Source organism: Neorhizobium sp. T25_27 (assembly GCF_002968565.1).
Classification (GTDB): domain Bacteria; phylum Pseudomonadota; class Alphaproteobacteria; order Rhizobiales; family Rhizobiaceae; genus Neorhizobium; species Neorhizobium tomejilense.
The window spans coordinates 153,499-167,659 of the sequence record NZ_PVBJ01000008.1 but is presented as its reverse complement, the minus strand read 5'-3'; the positions used below and the strand labels follow the sequence as shown (position 1 = coordinate 167,659).

Sequence of the window (14,161 nt, the reverse complement as noted above, 5' to 3'; positions counted from 1 at the left end):
AGAGAGGGTGAGGAAGGGCGGCTCCGCCCTTCTTCCCGCGACGGACAGGTATCGGAAGCCAGGCCTCCTGAGGCCGTTATGCTCGACTGCCCGCGCGGCCGAAACCGTCACGGAGCTGGTCTCGGCAAATTCGTTCAGTGTGCCGTCCCGTCGACGATCACGTGGTCGTGGTCCATCGAGCATTTCTCGATGCGGGCGTGGACCTTGTAGACGTCGCGCAGCATGTCGACGGTAACGACTTCGCGCGCGTTGCCGCAGGCGCGCATGCGGCCGTTGGCGATCACCAGGACCTTGTCGGCAAAACGCAGGGCCTGGTTGAGGTCATGGATGGCGATCATCACGATCATGCCTTTCGAGCGCGCCCGACGCCGCATGAAATCCAGCACCTCGACCTGGCGGTGAAGGTCGAGCGCGCTGGTCGGTTCGTCCATCAGCATGATTTCCGGTTCGCGCACGAGCGCCTGGGCGATCGACACCAGCTGGCGCTGGCCGCCGGAGAGCGCGCCGAGATCGCGAAACGCGATGGAGGTGATGTTGAGCGCCCTCATGATTTCGTCGATGAACGAGAGGTCGCTGTCGCTGACGGTCCAGGATTGGCCCTGCTTGCGGGCGAGAAGAATGGATTCGTAGACGGTCAGCACCGCATTGGCCGAAGTGTCCTGCGGCATGTAGGTGATGGCGTTCCTGCTCCTGGCGCCATCGATGACGATTTTGCCAGGGCCCTTCAGAAGGCCGGTGATGCGCTTGAACAGCGTCGACTTACCGGCGGCGTTGGGGCCGATGACGGCGATCAGCTCTCCCGCCTTCATGACTGGCGTCGTCACGTCTTCTACGAACAGCTTGCGGCCGTGATAGGCGCCGACCGATTGCAGTTGCATCGCTACCATGACCGGCTCCGGTTCGAGAGGATGAGCGAGAAGAAGAACGGTACTCCGACCAGCGCCGTGATGATGCCGATCGGGAAGACCACGCCCGGGATGATCGACTTCGAGACGATCGAGGTGACCGACAGAAGCAGCGCTCCTGACAGGATGGAGCCCGGCAGGAAGAAACGCTGGTCTTCGCCGAGGATCATGCGGGCGATATGTGGGCCGACCAGGCCGACGAAACCGATCGTGCCGACGAAGCTGACCGGGACTGCGGCGAGCAGCGAGATGATCAGCATGGTTTCGAGGCGGATGCGCCGGACATTGACGCCGAAGCTCGCGGCCTTGTCCTCGCCGAGCCGGATCGCGGTCAGCGCCCATGCGTGGCGCGCAAACAGCGGCAGCGCGATCAACAGGACGGCAAGGGTGATGCCGATCTTCGGCCAGGTCGCCTTGGTGAGGCTGCCCATGGTCCAGAAGACGACCGCCGACAGCGCCTGCTCGGAAGCGAGATATTGCAGGAAGGCGAGCAGCGCGTTGAAGGTGAAGACCAGCGCGATACCGAGCAGGACGACCGTCTGCACCGAAACGCCGCGCATCTGCGAGATAAAATGGATGAACAGCGTGGCGATCAGCGCCATGATGAAGGCGTTGACCGGCACCAGCAGGGTTGCCGCAACCGGCAGAATGGAGACGCTGGTGACGATCGCCAGCGCCGCCCCGAAACTGGCAGCCGCCGAGATACCGAGCGTGAACGGGCTTGCGAGCGGATTGGCCAGGATCGTCTGCATCTGCGCACCGGCGACCGACAGCGCGGCCCCGACCACGATTGCCATCACGGCGACCGGCATGCGGATATCCCAGACGACCGCCCGTATCTGGGCCGAGACGGAGGAGGGGTTTATCAGCGCGGCGACGACTTCGCCGAGGCTGTAGCGGGCCGGCCCCCAGGCGAGATCGACGGCAAATGACAGGCAGAGAGCGGCCGTCATGGCCGCGAGGATCAGAAGCTTGCGACGGGCGAGGGCGCGGTAGCGCTCCCGCCCCGCTTCAGCTTCGATCGGCAATGGCAATGCGGCGATCTCGGCCATATCGGTTTACTTCGCTGCCTTGGCGTCCAGCCAGTAACCCGGCTGATAAGGGACCGGCAGGAATTTCTCGTGGAATTCCTTGAAGGTCGCATCCGGATCGAGATCGGCGAACAGGTCGGGATGGAACCATTTCGCCATCTGCTGGACGGCGGCGAACTGGTAGGGGCTCGTATAGAACTGGTGCCAGATCGCATGCACATTGCCGCCCGCGACTGCCTTGGAACCGGTGAAGGCGGCGTTCTGCATCAGGGCGTTCAATGCCTTGCCGCTGTTCTCGGCGGTTGCGGTGGCCGTCGGACCGACATTCACGAAGTCCTTGGCGTTCTTGGTCTGGCTCCAGTTGGAACCGGTGACGACGATGACATCCGGATTGGAGGCGACGACCTGCTCGGCATTGATCGAGCCCGTATAACCGGGCAGGAAGTCCGAACCGAGGTTATGGCCGCCGGCCCAATCCACCATCAAACCGAAATTGTCCGGACCGAACGTGCCGCAGCACTCAACCAGGCCGGCCGCACGATACATGAAGACATTGGGTTTCTTCGGGTTGGCGGTCTTGAGCTTGTCCGTCACCCGCGCCATCTGCTGCTTCCAATAGGCGGCGACGGCTTCGGCGCGGTCCTCGTGGCCGAAAAGTTTGCCGAGCACCTTGAGGCTCGGTTCGGTATTGGCAAGAATCTGCTCACGGAAGTCGATATAGACGATCTTCACGCCGATCTTGTTCAGCATCTCCTCGAGCTTCACCTCGTCGGCGGCCTTCTTGTTGCCGATCGGCAGCAGCATGACATCCGGGTTCAGCTTGACGACGGTCTCGGTCTGCAGCGTGCCGTCGGTCAGATTGCCGAGGAACGGCAGTTCCTTGCCCTTCGGGAATTTCGCGAGATAGGTGTCGTAACCGTCCTTGTCGGTGGTCAACAGGTCGTTGCGCCAGCCGACGATCTTGGCGAAGGGATCTTCCTTTTCGATCGGAGCAACCGAATAAAGCATCCGGCCTTCCCCCAGAATGACGCGCTCAACCGGCTTGTCGAACGTCACTTCGCGGCCGGCCACGTCCTTGACGGTGAACGACTGCGCCAGCACGGAAAAGGGCAGAAGGCTCGCCAGCACAACCGTCGATGTTGCAAGCATTTTCGCGAAATTCATCTGGAAACTCCCCCGATGTCTGATAATGTCCGCATGCATATGAAATATGACTTTTGGAATCAAGTTCTATGTTTTAGAGCTTTTCCAAAGTAGTCTGACTGTCGGGGCGCCTATAATGAATTCGATGAACTCCAACTATTCCATCCGTGATGAAATCCGCGACTTCTGGTCGGAGAGGGCGGCGACGTTTGACGAGAGCGTCGGCCATGAAATCTTCTCGGAGGAAGAACGCAAGGGCTGGCAGCGGCTGATCCGCAAGCATCTGGGCGATGGCACCGGCCGCGCCGCTCTGGACCTCGCATGCGGCACCGCCGTCATTTCGCATCTGATGAACGACGTGGGTTTCAAGGTCACCGGGCTCGACTGGTCGGATGCGATGCTGGGCCAGGCGCGCGCGAAGGCTGCGAAGCGCGGCACCGATATCCGCTTCGTGTCCGGTGATGCTGAAAACACCATGGAGCCGAAGAACAGCTACGACGTCATCACCAACCGGCATCTGGTGTGGACGCTGGTCGATCCGTCGGCCGCCTTTGCGGAATGGTTCTCCGTCCTGAAGCCGGGCGGCAAGGTGCTGATCCTCGATGGCAACATGGGCAAGGAGACCTGGGTCAAGGGCCTGCAGAAGTTCTGGTCGAGAATCACCGGCAAGCCTGCGCCGAGCCACATGAGCCCTGCCATGGCGGCCCGTCACCAGAACATCCGCTCGCGCGTCTATTTCTCCGACGCGATGCCGGCTGAAGCAGTGGTCGATCTGCTGACCAAGGCGGGTTTCGTCAACATCGTCGTCGACCGCAAGCTGTCCGACATCCATTGGGCCCAGGCCCGAAAGATGCCCTTCCTGCGCGGTCTCGAACGTATGGTGCAGGAACGCTTCGCGATCTGCGCGACGAAGCCGGAATAATCTCCCGATATGAGGTGGCCCCTGGCGGCCACCTTTCGACCCACGGCAAATGTGCACAGCATTTATGGCCGCCTGACATGATTGTGACCGGGCTGTGACCGTGGGGCATTAACCTTTGACCGCTTCCCCCGAAACCCGGGGGAAGCGCAAAGTAACGCGGATCACGATCTGGCCTCATCCGGGCCCTGCGAGTGCCTCGTTTCGGGATCTGCGCCCGATGCAATTAACCTTGTGATAACCGATCGATTTTTGAATGGGCTATCTTCTGCGCGCGGTCATCGCCGCCGCGGCTCCCTCGCCATTTCCGACCATGGAGACAAGATTGTCCATCAAGCTTTTCGCCCTTTCCGCGCTCGCTCTTTCCACAATCGCAGCACCCGTCCTTGCCCAGCCCACCCCGAGCATGGTGAGAAAATTCGATGCCTGGGGTCTCTATTCCTACAAGGGCGACGGCGGTACGACCTGTTACGTGCTGACCACGCCGACCCAGATGCAGCCCGCCAATGTCGATCACGGCGACAACTTTTTCCTGGTTGCACCAAAGCCTTCCGGGTCCGGCTTCTACCCGCAGGCGATCATGGGTTACGACCTCAAGGGCGGGTCGCAGATGACGGTTACTGTCGACGGCCGGACCTTCGCCTTGGAGCCGAAGGGCAATTCCGGGTGGACGAAGCAGGAGAGCATCGATGCCGCACTCATCGCGGCGATGAAATCGGGAAGCAGCATGACGCTCGAGGCGGTCTCCCAGCGCGGCACGCAGACCAGCTACACCTTCTCGCTTTCCGGCGTAAGTGCTGCATTGACCCAGGCAGGGCGCTGCGGCTGACAGGGTCTCGCTCGCTTTGTCATGGCGGATGTGGTATCTGTCATGACAAAGACCGGAGCGACTGCCATGAACCTGCAGATACGTGATCCTCGTGCCCGCGAACTCGCGGAACGGCTCGCAAAAAAACGTAACGTCAGCATGACCGAGGCGGTAATCGAGGCGCTTGAGGAGACGCTTTCAAAAGAGGAACAGGCGGAAGCGCCCCTGCAGGAACGCGTGATGAAAATCGTCGATCGCCTTCACGCCATCAAGGGTGGCGAGGGACGGGACATGACCAAGGAAGAAATCGACGAAATGTGGGGCCATTAGTGTTCGTCGATACTTCCGTCATCGTCGCAATCTTTACCAAGGAGGAGGATGCGCCACAGTGGATAAGCAAGATCGAAGCGGCGGAAAACCTCTGCACCAGCGCCTTGGTCGTACTTGAGGCCGCCATGAGGCTGTCGACGAAGCTCGATGAGGATCCCATCGTCATTGAGCAAGGTCTATCCTCTTTCTTCAAGGAGGCGAAAATCCAGATCGTCCCAATCGAGGAAGCGGATGGCGAGCTGGCGATCCGGACTTTCCGGGATTACGGCAAGGGCAGGGGACACCCGGCGCAGCTTAACCTGGCAGATTGCCTCTCTTATGCCTGTGCTAAAAACCGCGGCCTGTCGCTGCTCTACAAGGGCGACGACTTTGCCTGTACCGACTTGGCCTGAAGCCCTTCGGACTACGTCGAAAATAGCCCTCTGCGCCCATGGCTTTTTCGTGGCAATGCCCTAGTTGACGATTGTCAAAAAGGCTGTCTCAGGTGATCGTTGTCATGTAAGACGGCATAGCCGATCGCCGCCGAAAGCCCGCTGATGAATCATTCGACTGCCGAGACAGCCTTTCTTTCCCATAGCGGCGAAATGGCCCGTCTTATTGCGGCTTTCGATTGGGCAGGCACCTCGCTTGGGCCGATCGCCGCCTGGCCGCAGAGCCTCAAGACCACGATTTCCCTCATGCTCCGTTCGCCGGTCCCGATCGTCACGCTGTGGAACGAGGACGGGGTGATGATCTACAACGACGCCTATTCCGATTTTGCCGGACGGCGCCATCCCGGCATCCTCGGCTCCAAGGTGCGCGAGGGCTGGCCTGAAGTCGCCGACTTCAACGACAACGTCATGAAGGTCTGTTTCGCCGGCGGCACGCTTGCCTATTCCGACCAGGAAATGGTGCTCGACCGCTCCGGCGTGCCCGCCTCCGCCTTCATGAACCTCTATTATTCTCCGGTCTATGACGAGGCCGGAAAACCTTTCGGCGTGGTGGCGATCGTCGTGGAAAACACTTCCAAGGTGCGGGCGGAGCAACGGCTGCAGGGCGAGGGCGAGCGTCTGAGGCTGATGTTCGACCAGGCGCCGGGCTTCATGGCCATGGTGACCGGACCGGACCATGTTTTCGAAATGGCGAACGGCGCCTATATGCGCCTTGTCGGCGGCCGCGAGCTGCTCGGTCGGCCCATCCGCGAAGCCCTGCCCGAAGTGGCGGAGCAGGGGTTTTCCGACCTGCTCGATGAGGTCCGCAGAAGCGGCCGTCCCCATCTCGGCCAGGGTGTGAGCGTGATGCTGGCGCGCCGGCCCGGCCAGCCGCCGGAAGAACGTTTCGTGGATTTCGTCTATCAGCCGATCGTCGACGACGCCGGCCAGCCGACCGGCATCTTCATCCAGGGCAGCGACGTCACCGACCAGAAGAAGGCGGAGATCGCGCTTCTCAAGGAGACCCGGCATCTCGAGGTGCTGAACCGGCTCGGCGCCGAACTTTCCGCCGAACTCGACCTCGAAAAGGTGGTGCAGATGACCACCGACGCCGGCGTCGAACTGACCGGTGCGCAGTTCGGTGCTTTCTTCTACAACGTCGTCAATGACCGCGGCGAAAGCTACATGCTCTATGCGCTGTCCGGCGTTCCCCGGTCGGCTTTCGAGAATTTTCCGATGCCGCGCAACACGGCTGTTTTCGCGCCGACATTCAGCGGCGAGGGCGTTATCCGCTCCGACGATATCATGGCGGACCCACGCTACGGCCGCAATGATCCGTATTTCGGCATGCCGAAGGGTCATCTGCCGGTGCGCAGCTATCTTACGGTTCCGGTGATCTCCCGCTCCGGCGAGGTGCTCGGCGGCCTGTTCTTCGGCCATGCCCAGCCGGCTCAGTTCCGCGAGGAGCATGAGCGGCTGGTGGTGGGGGCTGCCGGCCAGGTGGCGATCGCCATCGACAATGCGCGGCTTTTCCGCGCCGCCGAACGCGACCTGGCAGAACGCCAGCGCGCCGAAGAGGCGCTGCAGGTGCTGAACGCCGGCCTCGAACAGAAGATCGCCTCCGAAATCTCGGAGCGCATGAAGATGGAAGAGGCGCTGCGCCAGAGCCAGAAGATGGAAGCGCTCGGCCAGCTGACAGGCGGCGTCGCGCATGACTTCAACAACCTGCTGCAGGTGATTTCCGGCAATCTTCAGCTTCTTGCCAAGGACGTTGCCGGCAACGAGCGCGCCGGGCGCCGGGTGGAGAATGCGCTTGCCGGGGTGCAGCGTGGTTCCAAGCTCGCAAGTCAGCTGCTCGCCTTCGGCCGCCGCCAGCCGTTGGAGCCGAAGGTCGTCAATATCGGCCGGTTCCTCACCGGCATGGAAGAGCTGCTGCGCCGGACGCTTGGCGAAGATATCGAGGTCGAGACGGTCCGCTCCGGCGGCCTCTGGAATGTGCTGGTCGACCCGACCCAGATCGAGAATGCGCTCCTCAACCTCGCGATCAACGCCCGCGACGCGATGGAAGGCGGCGGCAAGTTGACGATCGAGGCGGGCAACGCTTTCCTTGACGACAATTATGTGCGCCAGCATGCGGACGTGCCGGCCGGCCAATATGTCATGCTGGCGGTGACCGACACGGGCACCGGCATGACGCCGGAGGTGATGGAACAGGTGTTCGAGCCGTTCTTCTCGACGAAGCCCATCGGCAAGGGCACCGGCCTCGGCCTCTCGATGGTCTACGGTTTCGTCAAGCAATCCGGCGGCCATATCAAGATCTACAGCGAGCTTGGGCAGGGCACGACCGTCAAGATCTATTTCCCGCGCATCCAGCGCAGCGAGGATCTGGTGACCGACGCCGATTTCGGTCCGGTGACCGGCGGCACCGAGACCATTCTGGTGGCGGAGGATGACGAGCAGGTGCGCGCCACCGTCGTCGAACTGCTCGGCGATCTCGGTTATGCAGTGTTGAAGGCGAAGGACGCCGCGGGTGCGCTGAGTATCATCGAAAGCGGCGTGCCGGTCGATCTTCTGTTCACTGACGTGGTCATGCCGGGGCCGCTGAAGAGCACCGAGCTTGCCAGGCATGCGCGCGAGCGGATGCCTGATATAGCCGTGCTGTTCACCTCCGGTTATACGGAAAACTCGATCGTGCACGGTGGCAGGCTCGATCCCGGCGTCGAACTGCTCTCGAAACCCTATACGCGCGAGGCCTTGGCGCGAAAGATCCGCCACGTGCTGAACGGCCAGCAGCATCGCAACCGGGTGAGGGCGTCGTTCGCGGCCAAGCCGCCCGTCCCGCCGATCGGTCAGCGGCCGGTTCTGCCGCGTTATTCCGTGCTGCTGGTCGAGGACGATTTCCTGATCCGCATGAGCACCGCCGATCTGCTGGCAGAACTGGGGCACCAGGTGTCCGAAGCCTCGACCGCGGAGGAGGCGATTACCATGATCGAGGCGCGTAGCTTCGACGTTGTGGTCACCGATCTCGGCCTGCCGGGTCTTTCCGGCGGCGAGTTCGCACAACAGGCGCGCAAGCTATCTCCCGATGTCGGCATTGTATTCGCGACCGGTAACGACCGCATTCCCGACGAGGCGGCAGTGGAAGGCGCGGTGCTTCTGAAGAAGCCCTACGGCAGCCGAGAGATCGCAATAGCCTTCGAGAAGATTGCAGTGCAGAAAGGCTGAGAACCAGTCGTCTCGCCCTCACCACCACACGTAAAAATGCGATACCGGGCCATGGCCGCTGCCGACCGTGAGGGTATCGGCGGCGGCGATTGCGCCGGCGAGATAGGTCTTGGCGACGGCGACCGCCTGCGCGGGCGAGGCGCCCTTTGCGAGCTCGGCTGCGATTGCGCTGGACAGCGTGCAGCCGGTGCCGTGGGTGTTTCTGGTCGCGGTGCGCTCGCCCTCGAACCAGTGGATGCCGGTAGCGTCCGCCAATACGTCCGGGCTGTCCTCGCCTTCCAGATGACCGCCCTTCACCAGGACGGCCTTGGGACCGATCTTCAGCAGCCGCTCAGCCTGGGCTGCCATCTCTTCGCGGGTCGTGGCGATCGTCTCGCCGAGCAGGGCTGCTGCTTCCGGCAGGTTGGGGGTGACGACGGTGGCAAGCGGCATCAGCTTGTAGGTGACGGCATCCACCGCGTCGAGCGCCAGCAGTGGTGAACCGCCCTTGGCGATCATCACCGGATCGAGCACGATCGGCACGGTATCGCGATAGGGCCGCAGCACGTCGGCGACCGCCTCGGCAATCTCGGCATTGGCGATCATGCCGATCTTCACCGCGTTGACGCGCACGTCGAGAAAGACGGTACGGATCTGATTTGCGACGAAGGCGGCGGGCACCGCATGCACCCCGGTGACGCCTTGGGTATTCTGAGCGGTCAGCGCGGTCAGCGCCGCCATGCCATAGGTGCCGCGGGCCGCAAAGGTTTTCAGATCCGCCTGGATGCCGGCGCCACCGGAAGGGTCCGAACCGGCGATTGACAGGACATTCTTGATGCTCATGCGCGCGCCCTTTCGATTTCCGCGGCAATTCCGCGGGCTGCGGCCTGCGGATCGGGCTGGCCGCAGATAGCGGAGACGACCGCGATACCCTTTGCGCCGGCGGCGAGTGCGAGGCCGGCATGTTCCGCCTTGACGCCACCGATCGCGACCGCCGGAACCGGCGCCATGGCGACGATGCGCGCAAGCCCGTCGAAACCGATCGGCTGCTTGTGGTCGGGCTTGGTGCCGGTCGCAAAGACGGGACCGATGCCGACATAGTCGACGATGGAAGGATCCACCCGCCGCGCCAGGTCCTCGGTCTCCACCGAGAGGCCAAGGATCATGCCATGGCCGGCGCGCTGCCGCGCCATCACTGCCACCATGTCGCTCTGGCCGACATGCAAGCCTTCGGCGCCGATCGCGATCGCCGCCTCCACGTCGTCGTTGATGATCAGGGGAACCCCGGTACCGGCCAGTACCGCCTTCAGCGCCCGGCCGGTTTCGATCATTTTTGCCGTGTCCGCCTGCTTGTCGCGGAGCTGGACGATGGTGACGCCGCCGGCGACGGCCAGCCTTGTCGTCTCGATCATGCCGATCTCGCGGCAGAGATCGGGATCAAGGACGAGGTAGACGGAAAGGTCGAAGGTCTTTTTCATGCTGCGGCGATCCTTGCCTTTGCATCGAGCGTCTCGCTGGTTAGCGCCGCGAGGCGGTCGAGGAAGATCGGCGAGAAGAAGCCGGGACCGGAGGCGGTAAACGCCGCTTCCTCGCCCGCGACCGCGAACATCGCGAGCGCGGCGACCGTCGCCTCGAAGGGATCGTCCGCGGTGGCGGCAAAGGCGCCGACCAGGCAGGTGAGCGAGCAGCCGAGCGCTGTGACCCGCGGCATCAGGGCAGAACCGCCGAGGATGTGGACCGAACGCCGGCCGTCGGTGACGAAATCCACCTCGCCGGTAACAGCCACCACGCAGGCCTGCTGCCGGGCGATGGCGATGGCGGAGCTTTCGGCCGCCGCGACGCTGTCGCCGCTGTCGACGCCATGGCCGCTCGACTGGCTGCCGGCCAGCGCGATGATTTCCGACGCATTGCCACGGATGATCGTCGGCCTCAGTTCCATGAGTTCAGCGAGCGCCACGCGGCGATAGGCGGTGGCGTAATGGGCGACGGGATCGAGCACCCATGGCTTGCCAGCTTCCGTGGCGGAGGCGGCCGCGGCCTTCATGCCGGCCAGGAAATCCGGCGACAGGGTGCCGATATTGATCGTCAGGGCCGAAGCGATGCGGGCGAATTCGCCGGCCTCTTCCTTCGTATGCACCATGGCGGGCGAGGCGCCGGCAGCAAGCATCACGTTGGCTGCGATGTTCATCGCTACAAAATTGGTGATGTTCTGGACGAGCGGATTTTTCGCGCGCATCGCCGTCAACAGCTGGCCGGGGGTTTCCGCAAGGAGCGTTGTCGTCTGCATGTCTGCCTCGTTCGGCGGGGCAGGCGCAGGGCGCAATGTTGAACGCCCGGACGACTCCCTCCGCCAGCATGATCTGGTTCAGGTTCTAAGGGTGCTTCTCAGCCCGGCTCTGCCGGACGCCCCTGTCTTCACCATGGCTTACAGCAAAGAGAATGCGCTTCGCCAGTGATTTTTTCTGATTTTAGGCCTTGCAGCTCTAGTCGCTAGAGGTTGTAGAGACGGGGCTCGGTCCAAACGGGAAAGAGACGATGAGCGCCACGACACAGGCACGATACAAGGTTGGCGGCATGGATTGCGCCAGCTGCGCGACGAAGATCGACACCGCGGTTCGCCGCATGCCGGGCGTCGCGGACGTGTCCGTTTCGGTTGCGTCCGGCACGATGACGGTAAAGCACGACGGGACAGGCGATCTTGGCGCCATCGAGAAGAAAGTTGTCGGGCTGGGGTATACGCTGAGGGCGCTGGGGCAGAAGTCCGGTGAGGATGCGCGGCGGCGCGGCACGCTCCCACTAATCTCCCCCCTTGAGGGGGAGATCGGCAAGACGCACGACCACCATCACGCCCATGACGGCGGGCACGATCATTCCCACCACGACCGTGCCACAACAGAAATCGAAGACCTGCATGGCCACGATCACGGGCCGATGGACGGGCCGTGGTGGAAATCGGAGAAGGGCCGCCTGACCATCCTGGTCGGGTTCGTGTTGACGGCGGCTTACGGGCTCGGCCACCTCGGTCCCGCCTATGGCACCTATATCTTCACTGCCGCGATGTTGGTCGGCCTCGTGCCGATCGCCCGGCGCGCGATCATGGCAGCACTTGCCGGCACGCCGTTTTCGATCGAGATGCTGATGACGATCGCCGCCGTCGGCGCTGTCATCATCGACGCGTCGGAAGAGGCGGCCGCCGTGGTTTTCCTTTTCCTCGTCGGGGAACTGCTGGAGGGGGTTGCGGCCGGCAAGGCGCGCCAGAGCATCCAGAGCCTGACGGCGCTCGTGCCGAAGAACGCGCTGCTCGAAGAAAACGGCCAGACCCGCGAAGTGCCGGCCGAGAGCCTTACGGTCGGCGCGACCATCCTCGTGCGTCCCGGCGACCGCATTTCGGCGGACGGTGTCATCATCGCCGGCGAAAGCGCGATCGACGAAGCGCCGGTGACTGGCGAGAGCACGCCGGTTGCCAAGGGCATGGACGACACGGTCTTTGCCGGCACGATCAACGGCGATGCCGCCTTGCGGGTTCGCGTGACGGCAGCTGCCGAGGACAATACGATTGCCCGCGTGGTGCGGTTGGTCGAGGAGGCGCAGGAGAGCAAGGCCCCGACCGAACGCTTCATCGACCGGTTCTCGCGGTATTACACGCCGGGTGTCGTCGCAGTGGGGGCACTGGTCGCCATCCTGCCGCCGCTTGTCGCCGGCGCGTCCTGGAGCGAGTGGGTCTACAAGGGCCTGGCGATCCTCTTGATCGGCTGCCCCTGTGCGCTGGTCATCTCGACGCCGGCTGCAATCGCCGCCTCGCTGTCGTCGGGTGCCCGCCGCGGCCTCTTGATGAAGGGCGGCGCGGTGCTGGAAACGCTCGGCAAGATCACCGCCGTCGCGCTCGACAAGACCGGCACGCTGACGGCCGGCAGACCCCAGGTGACCGATGTCATCGCCTTCGGCCGCAATGCGGAAGACGTGTTGCGCTTGGCCGCCGCGCTGGAAACCGGCTCCAGCCATCCGCTCGCCGTCGCCATCCTTGCCAAGGCTGCCGATGACGAGGTGGAGATCCCGGCTGCGACGGATGCCCGGGCGCTCGGCGGCAAGGGCGTCACGGCGATTGTCGAAGGCCAGGAGGTATTCTTCGGTTCGCCGAAGGCCGCAGTCGAACGCGTTTCGCTGCCCATGGCGCACGGCCGGCGGATCACCGGCCTCAACGACGAAGGCAAGACCGTCTCGGTGCTGATCGTCGGCGGGGTCCTTGCCGGTGCCGTCGCCATGCGCGACGAACCGCGTCCCGACGCCAGGGAGGGCCTGAAGGCGCTGACCGATGCCGGCATCAGGATCGTGATGCTGACCGGCGACAATGCCCGCACCGCGGCCGCAATCGGCAAGGAGCTCGGCATCGAGGTGCGTGCCGAGCTGATGCCGGAAGACAAGAGCCGCATCGTCGGCGAGCTGAAAAGCCGGGGTTTCGTGGTCGGTAAGGTCGGCGACGGCATCAACGACGCGCCCGCACTTGCCGGCGCCGATGTCGGCATCGCGATGGGCGGCGGCACCGACGTGGCGCTCGAAACCGCTGACGCCGCAACGTTGCACGGTCGGGTCGGCGACATCGCCGCCATGATCGAACTGTCGAAGCGGACGATGCGCAATATCTACCAGAACATTACCATCGCACTCGGCCTGAAGGCCGTCTTCCTGGTCACGACCATTTTGGGCATCACCGGCCTGTGGTCGGCGATCCTCGCGGACACCGGCGCGACGGTGCTGGTGACGATCAATGCGTTGCGGCTGCTGCGGGTGAGGAACTAGCGCCAGCCTACGGGAGGTTGCGCAAGACACTGTCGTGTTGCAAGATAGGGCAGCGTAAAACGATAGGCTGACATGCGCACCAACAAATCCATCACCCTGACACTCGGTAAACAGCAGCAAGTTCTCGATGCAATGGTGGAATCGGGGGACTATGACTCCGCCTGCGAGGCAGTGCGCGCTGCGCTGCGGGCACTTGAGCGCGAAAGGGAAGCCTTGGACGAAATCATGCGCCTGAAGGTCCAGGAAGCTATGGACGATCCGCGCCCCAGTATTCCCGCAGCCAAAGTATTCGCGGAACTTCGCGAATTCCATGCCAGCCAGGCGAAAGCCGACAAGCGTGGTTCATAGGGTCGAGTTTCGACCGGCAGCCGTCACTGACCTCCGGCGGATTTACCTGGGAATTGCCCAAGAGGCCGGGCACGAGCGCGCTGGAAACTATATCGATCGAATTGAAGCGGCCTGCATGAGCCTCGCGGCATTTCCCAAGCGCGGCACGGTCCGGAACCATATCCATCCGGGCCTGCGCATCATAGGGTTTGAGCGTAGCGCCGCCATAGCGGTCGTCGTCGAGCAGGACAGGGTTAATATCCTGCGTATTCTACCGCGGGGCATGG

General features: G+C 63.2%; 13 protein-coding genes, 1 pseudogene and 1 riboswitch. Of the genes and pseudogenes, 8 read left to right on the top strand and 6 right to left on the bottom strand.

What is annotated here, in order from left to right; translation table 11 throughout:
• Positions 1-134 precede the first annotated feature (134 nt).
• From C5J24_RS21590 to C5J24_RS21580, 3 genes are read right to left on the bottom strand one after another with little or no spacing between them, the layout of a single operon-like run.
• Positions 135-887, bottom strand: a complete 753-nt coding sequence (locus C5J24_RS21590; protein WP_105403900.1) for an ABC transporter ATP-binding protein — start codon at positions 885-887, stop codon at positions 135-137.
• Entirely contained in the window at positions 881-1,957 is a 1,077-nt protein-coding gene (locus tag C5J24_RS21585) for an iron ABC transporter permease (protein ID WP_105403901.1), read from the bottom strand. The genes C5J24_RS21590 and C5J24_RS21585 overlap by 7 nt, the downstream gene beginning before the upstream one ends.
• A gap of 6 nt (positions 1,958-1,963) precedes the next feature.
• Positions 1,964-3,100: an ABC transporter substrate-binding protein gene (locus C5J24_RS21580; RefSeq protein ID WP_105420835.1), complete on the bottom strand. Its 1,137-nt coding sequence runs from the start codon at positions 3,098-3,100 to the stop codon at positions 1,964-1,966.
• A gap of 115 nt (positions 3,101-3,215) precedes the next feature.
• Here C5J24_RS21580 and C5J24_RS21575 point away from each other — a divergent pair, with 115 nt between their 5' ends.
• The 5 genes from C5J24_RS21575 (at position 3,216) to C5J24_RS21555 (ending at position 8,771) form a co-directional block, all read left to right on the top strand.
• The gene (locus tag C5J24_RS21575) at positions 3,216-4,001 is read left to right on the top strand and encodes a methyltransferase domain-containing protein (protein WP_105420833.1); all 786 of its coding nucleotides are present in this window, start codon (positions 3,216-3,218) and stop codon (positions 3,999-4,001) included.
• A gap of 310 nt (positions 4,002-4,311) precedes the next feature.
• The gene (locus C5J24_RS21570; protein ID WP_105404031.1) at positions 4,312-4,827 is read left to right on the top strand and encodes an invasion associated locus B family protein; all 516 of its coding nucleotides are present in this window, start codon (positions 4,312-4,314) and stop codon (positions 4,825-4,827) included.
• Between the two features lie 42 nt (positions 4,828-4,869).
• Positions 4,870-5,136: a type II toxin-antitoxin system VapB family antitoxin gene (locus tag C5J24_RS21565; protein WP_245446748.1), complete on the top strand. Its 267-nt coding sequence runs from the start codon at positions 4,870-4,872 to the stop codon at positions 5,134-5,136.
• Complete coding sequence (locus tag C5J24_RS21560; protein ID WP_105420831.1) at positions 5,136-5,528, top strand: type II toxin-antitoxin system VapC family toxin; 393 nt, start codon at positions 5,136-5,138, stop codon at positions 5,526-5,528. Before C5J24_RS21565 ends, C5J24_RS21560 begins: the two co-directional genes overlap by 1 nt.
• A 336-nt stretch (positions 5,529-5,864) precedes the next feature.
• A complete protein-coding gene (locus C5J24_RS21555; RefSeq protein ID WP_105421048.1) occupies positions 5,865-8,771 on the top strand; it encodes a response regulator in 2,907 nt (968 codons plus the stop codon).
• Between the two features lie 18 nt (positions 8,772-8,789).
• Here the strand turns inward: C5J24_RS21555 and thiD are convergent, their stop codons facing one another.
• From thiD to thiM, 3 genes are read right to left on the bottom strand one after another with little or no spacing between them, the layout of a single operon-like run.
• A complete protein-coding gene (thiD, locus tag C5J24_RS21550; RefSeq protein ID WP_105420829.1) occupies positions 8,790-9,593 on the bottom strand; it encodes a bifunctional hydroxymethylpyrimidine kinase/phosphomethylpyrimidine kinase in 804 nt (267 codons plus the stop codon).
• The gene (gene thiE / locus C5J24_RS21545; protein ID WP_105420828.1) at positions 9,590-10,228 is read right to left on the bottom strand and encodes a thiamine phosphate synthase; all 639 of its coding nucleotides are present in this window, start codon (positions 10,226-10,228) and stop codon (positions 9,590-9,592) included. The genes thiD and thiE overlap by 4 nt, the downstream gene beginning before the upstream one ends.
• Entirely contained in the window at positions 10,225-11,037 is an 813-nt protein-coding gene (gene thiM / locus C5J24_RS21540) for a hydroxyethylthiazole kinase (protein ID WP_105420826.1), read from the bottom strand. Before thiM ends, thiE begins: the two co-directional genes overlap by 4 nt.
• Before the next feature lie 38 nt (positions 11,038-11,075).
• A riboswitch (TPP riboswitch) is annotated at positions 11,076-11,171 on the bottom strand.
• 114 nt (positions 11,172-11,285) lie between these two features.
• On the opposite strand from thiM, the gene C5J24_RS21535 reads away from it, so the two are divergent.
• The 3 genes and pseudogenes from C5J24_RS21535 to C5J24_RS21525 all read left to right on the top strand — a co-directional run.
• On the top strand, positions 11,286-13,547 hold the full coding sequence (locus C5J24_RS21535; protein ID WP_105420824.1) for a heavy metal translocating P-type ATPase: 2,262 nt from the start codon (positions 11,286-11,288) through the stop codon (positions 13,545-13,547).
• A gap of 72 nt (positions 13,548-13,619) precedes the next feature.
• On the top strand, positions 13,620-13,895 hold the full coding sequence (locus tag C5J24_RS21530) for a type II toxin-antitoxin system ParD family antitoxin (protein ID WP_105420822.1): 276 nt from the start codon (positions 13,620-13,622) through the stop codon (positions 13,893-13,895).
• Positions 13,858-14,154: pseudogene (locus C5J24_RS21525) on the top strand (type II toxin-antitoxin system RelE/ParE family toxin); the annotation flags it as partial. The gene C5J24_RS21530 and the pseudogene C5J24_RS21525, both read left to right, overlap by 38 nt.
• Between the last annotated feature and the right edge of the window lie 7 nt (positions 14,155-14,161).

Coding starts and splice junctions, on each gene's coding strand:
- C5J24_RS21590 (WP_105403900.1), bottom strand. CDS start 887: ATGGTAGCGATGCAACTGCAATCGGTCGGCGCCTATCACGGCCGCAAG.
- thiM (WP_105420826.1), bottom strand. CDS start 11,037: ATGCAGACGACAACGCTCCTTGCGGAAACCCCCGGCCAGCTGTTGACG.
- C5J24_RS21570 (WP_105404031.1), top strand. CDS start 4,312: ATGGAGACAAGATTGTCCATCAAGCTTTTCGCCCTTTCCGCGCTCGCT.
- C5J24_RS21575 (WP_105420833.1), top strand. CDS start 3,216: ATGAATTCGATGAACTCCAACTATTCCATCCGTGATGAAATCCGCGAC.
- thiE (WP_105420828.1), bottom strand. CDS start 10,228: ATGAAAAAGACCTTCGACCTTTCCGTCTACCTCGTCCTTGATCCCGAT.
- C5J24_RS21530 (WP_105420822.1), top strand. CDS start 13,620: ATGCGCACCAACAAATCCATCACCCTGACACTCGGTAAACAGCAGCAA.
- thiD (WP_105420829.1), bottom strand. CDS start 9,593: ATGAGCATCAAGAATGTCCTGTCAATCGCCGGTTCGGACCCTTCCGGT.
- C5J24_RS21565 (WP_245446748.1), top strand. CDS start 4,870: ATGACAAAGACCGGAGCGACTGCCATGAACCTGCAGATACGTGATCCT.
- C5J24_RS21535 (WP_105420824.1), top strand. CDS start 11,286: ATGAGCGCCACGACACAGGCACGATACAAGGTTGGCGGCATGGATTGC.
- C5J24_RS21585 (WP_105403901.1), bottom strand. CDS start 1,957: ATGGCCGAGATCGCCGCATTGCCATTGCCGATCGAAGCTGAAGCGGGG.
- C5J24_RS21555 (WP_105421048.1), top strand. CDS start 5,865: ATGATCTACAACGACGCCTATTCCGATTTTGCCGGACGGCGCCATCCC.
- C5J24_RS21580 (WP_105420835.1), bottom strand. CDS start 3,100: ATGAATTTCGCGAAAATGCTTGCAACATCGACGGTTGTGCTGGCGAGC.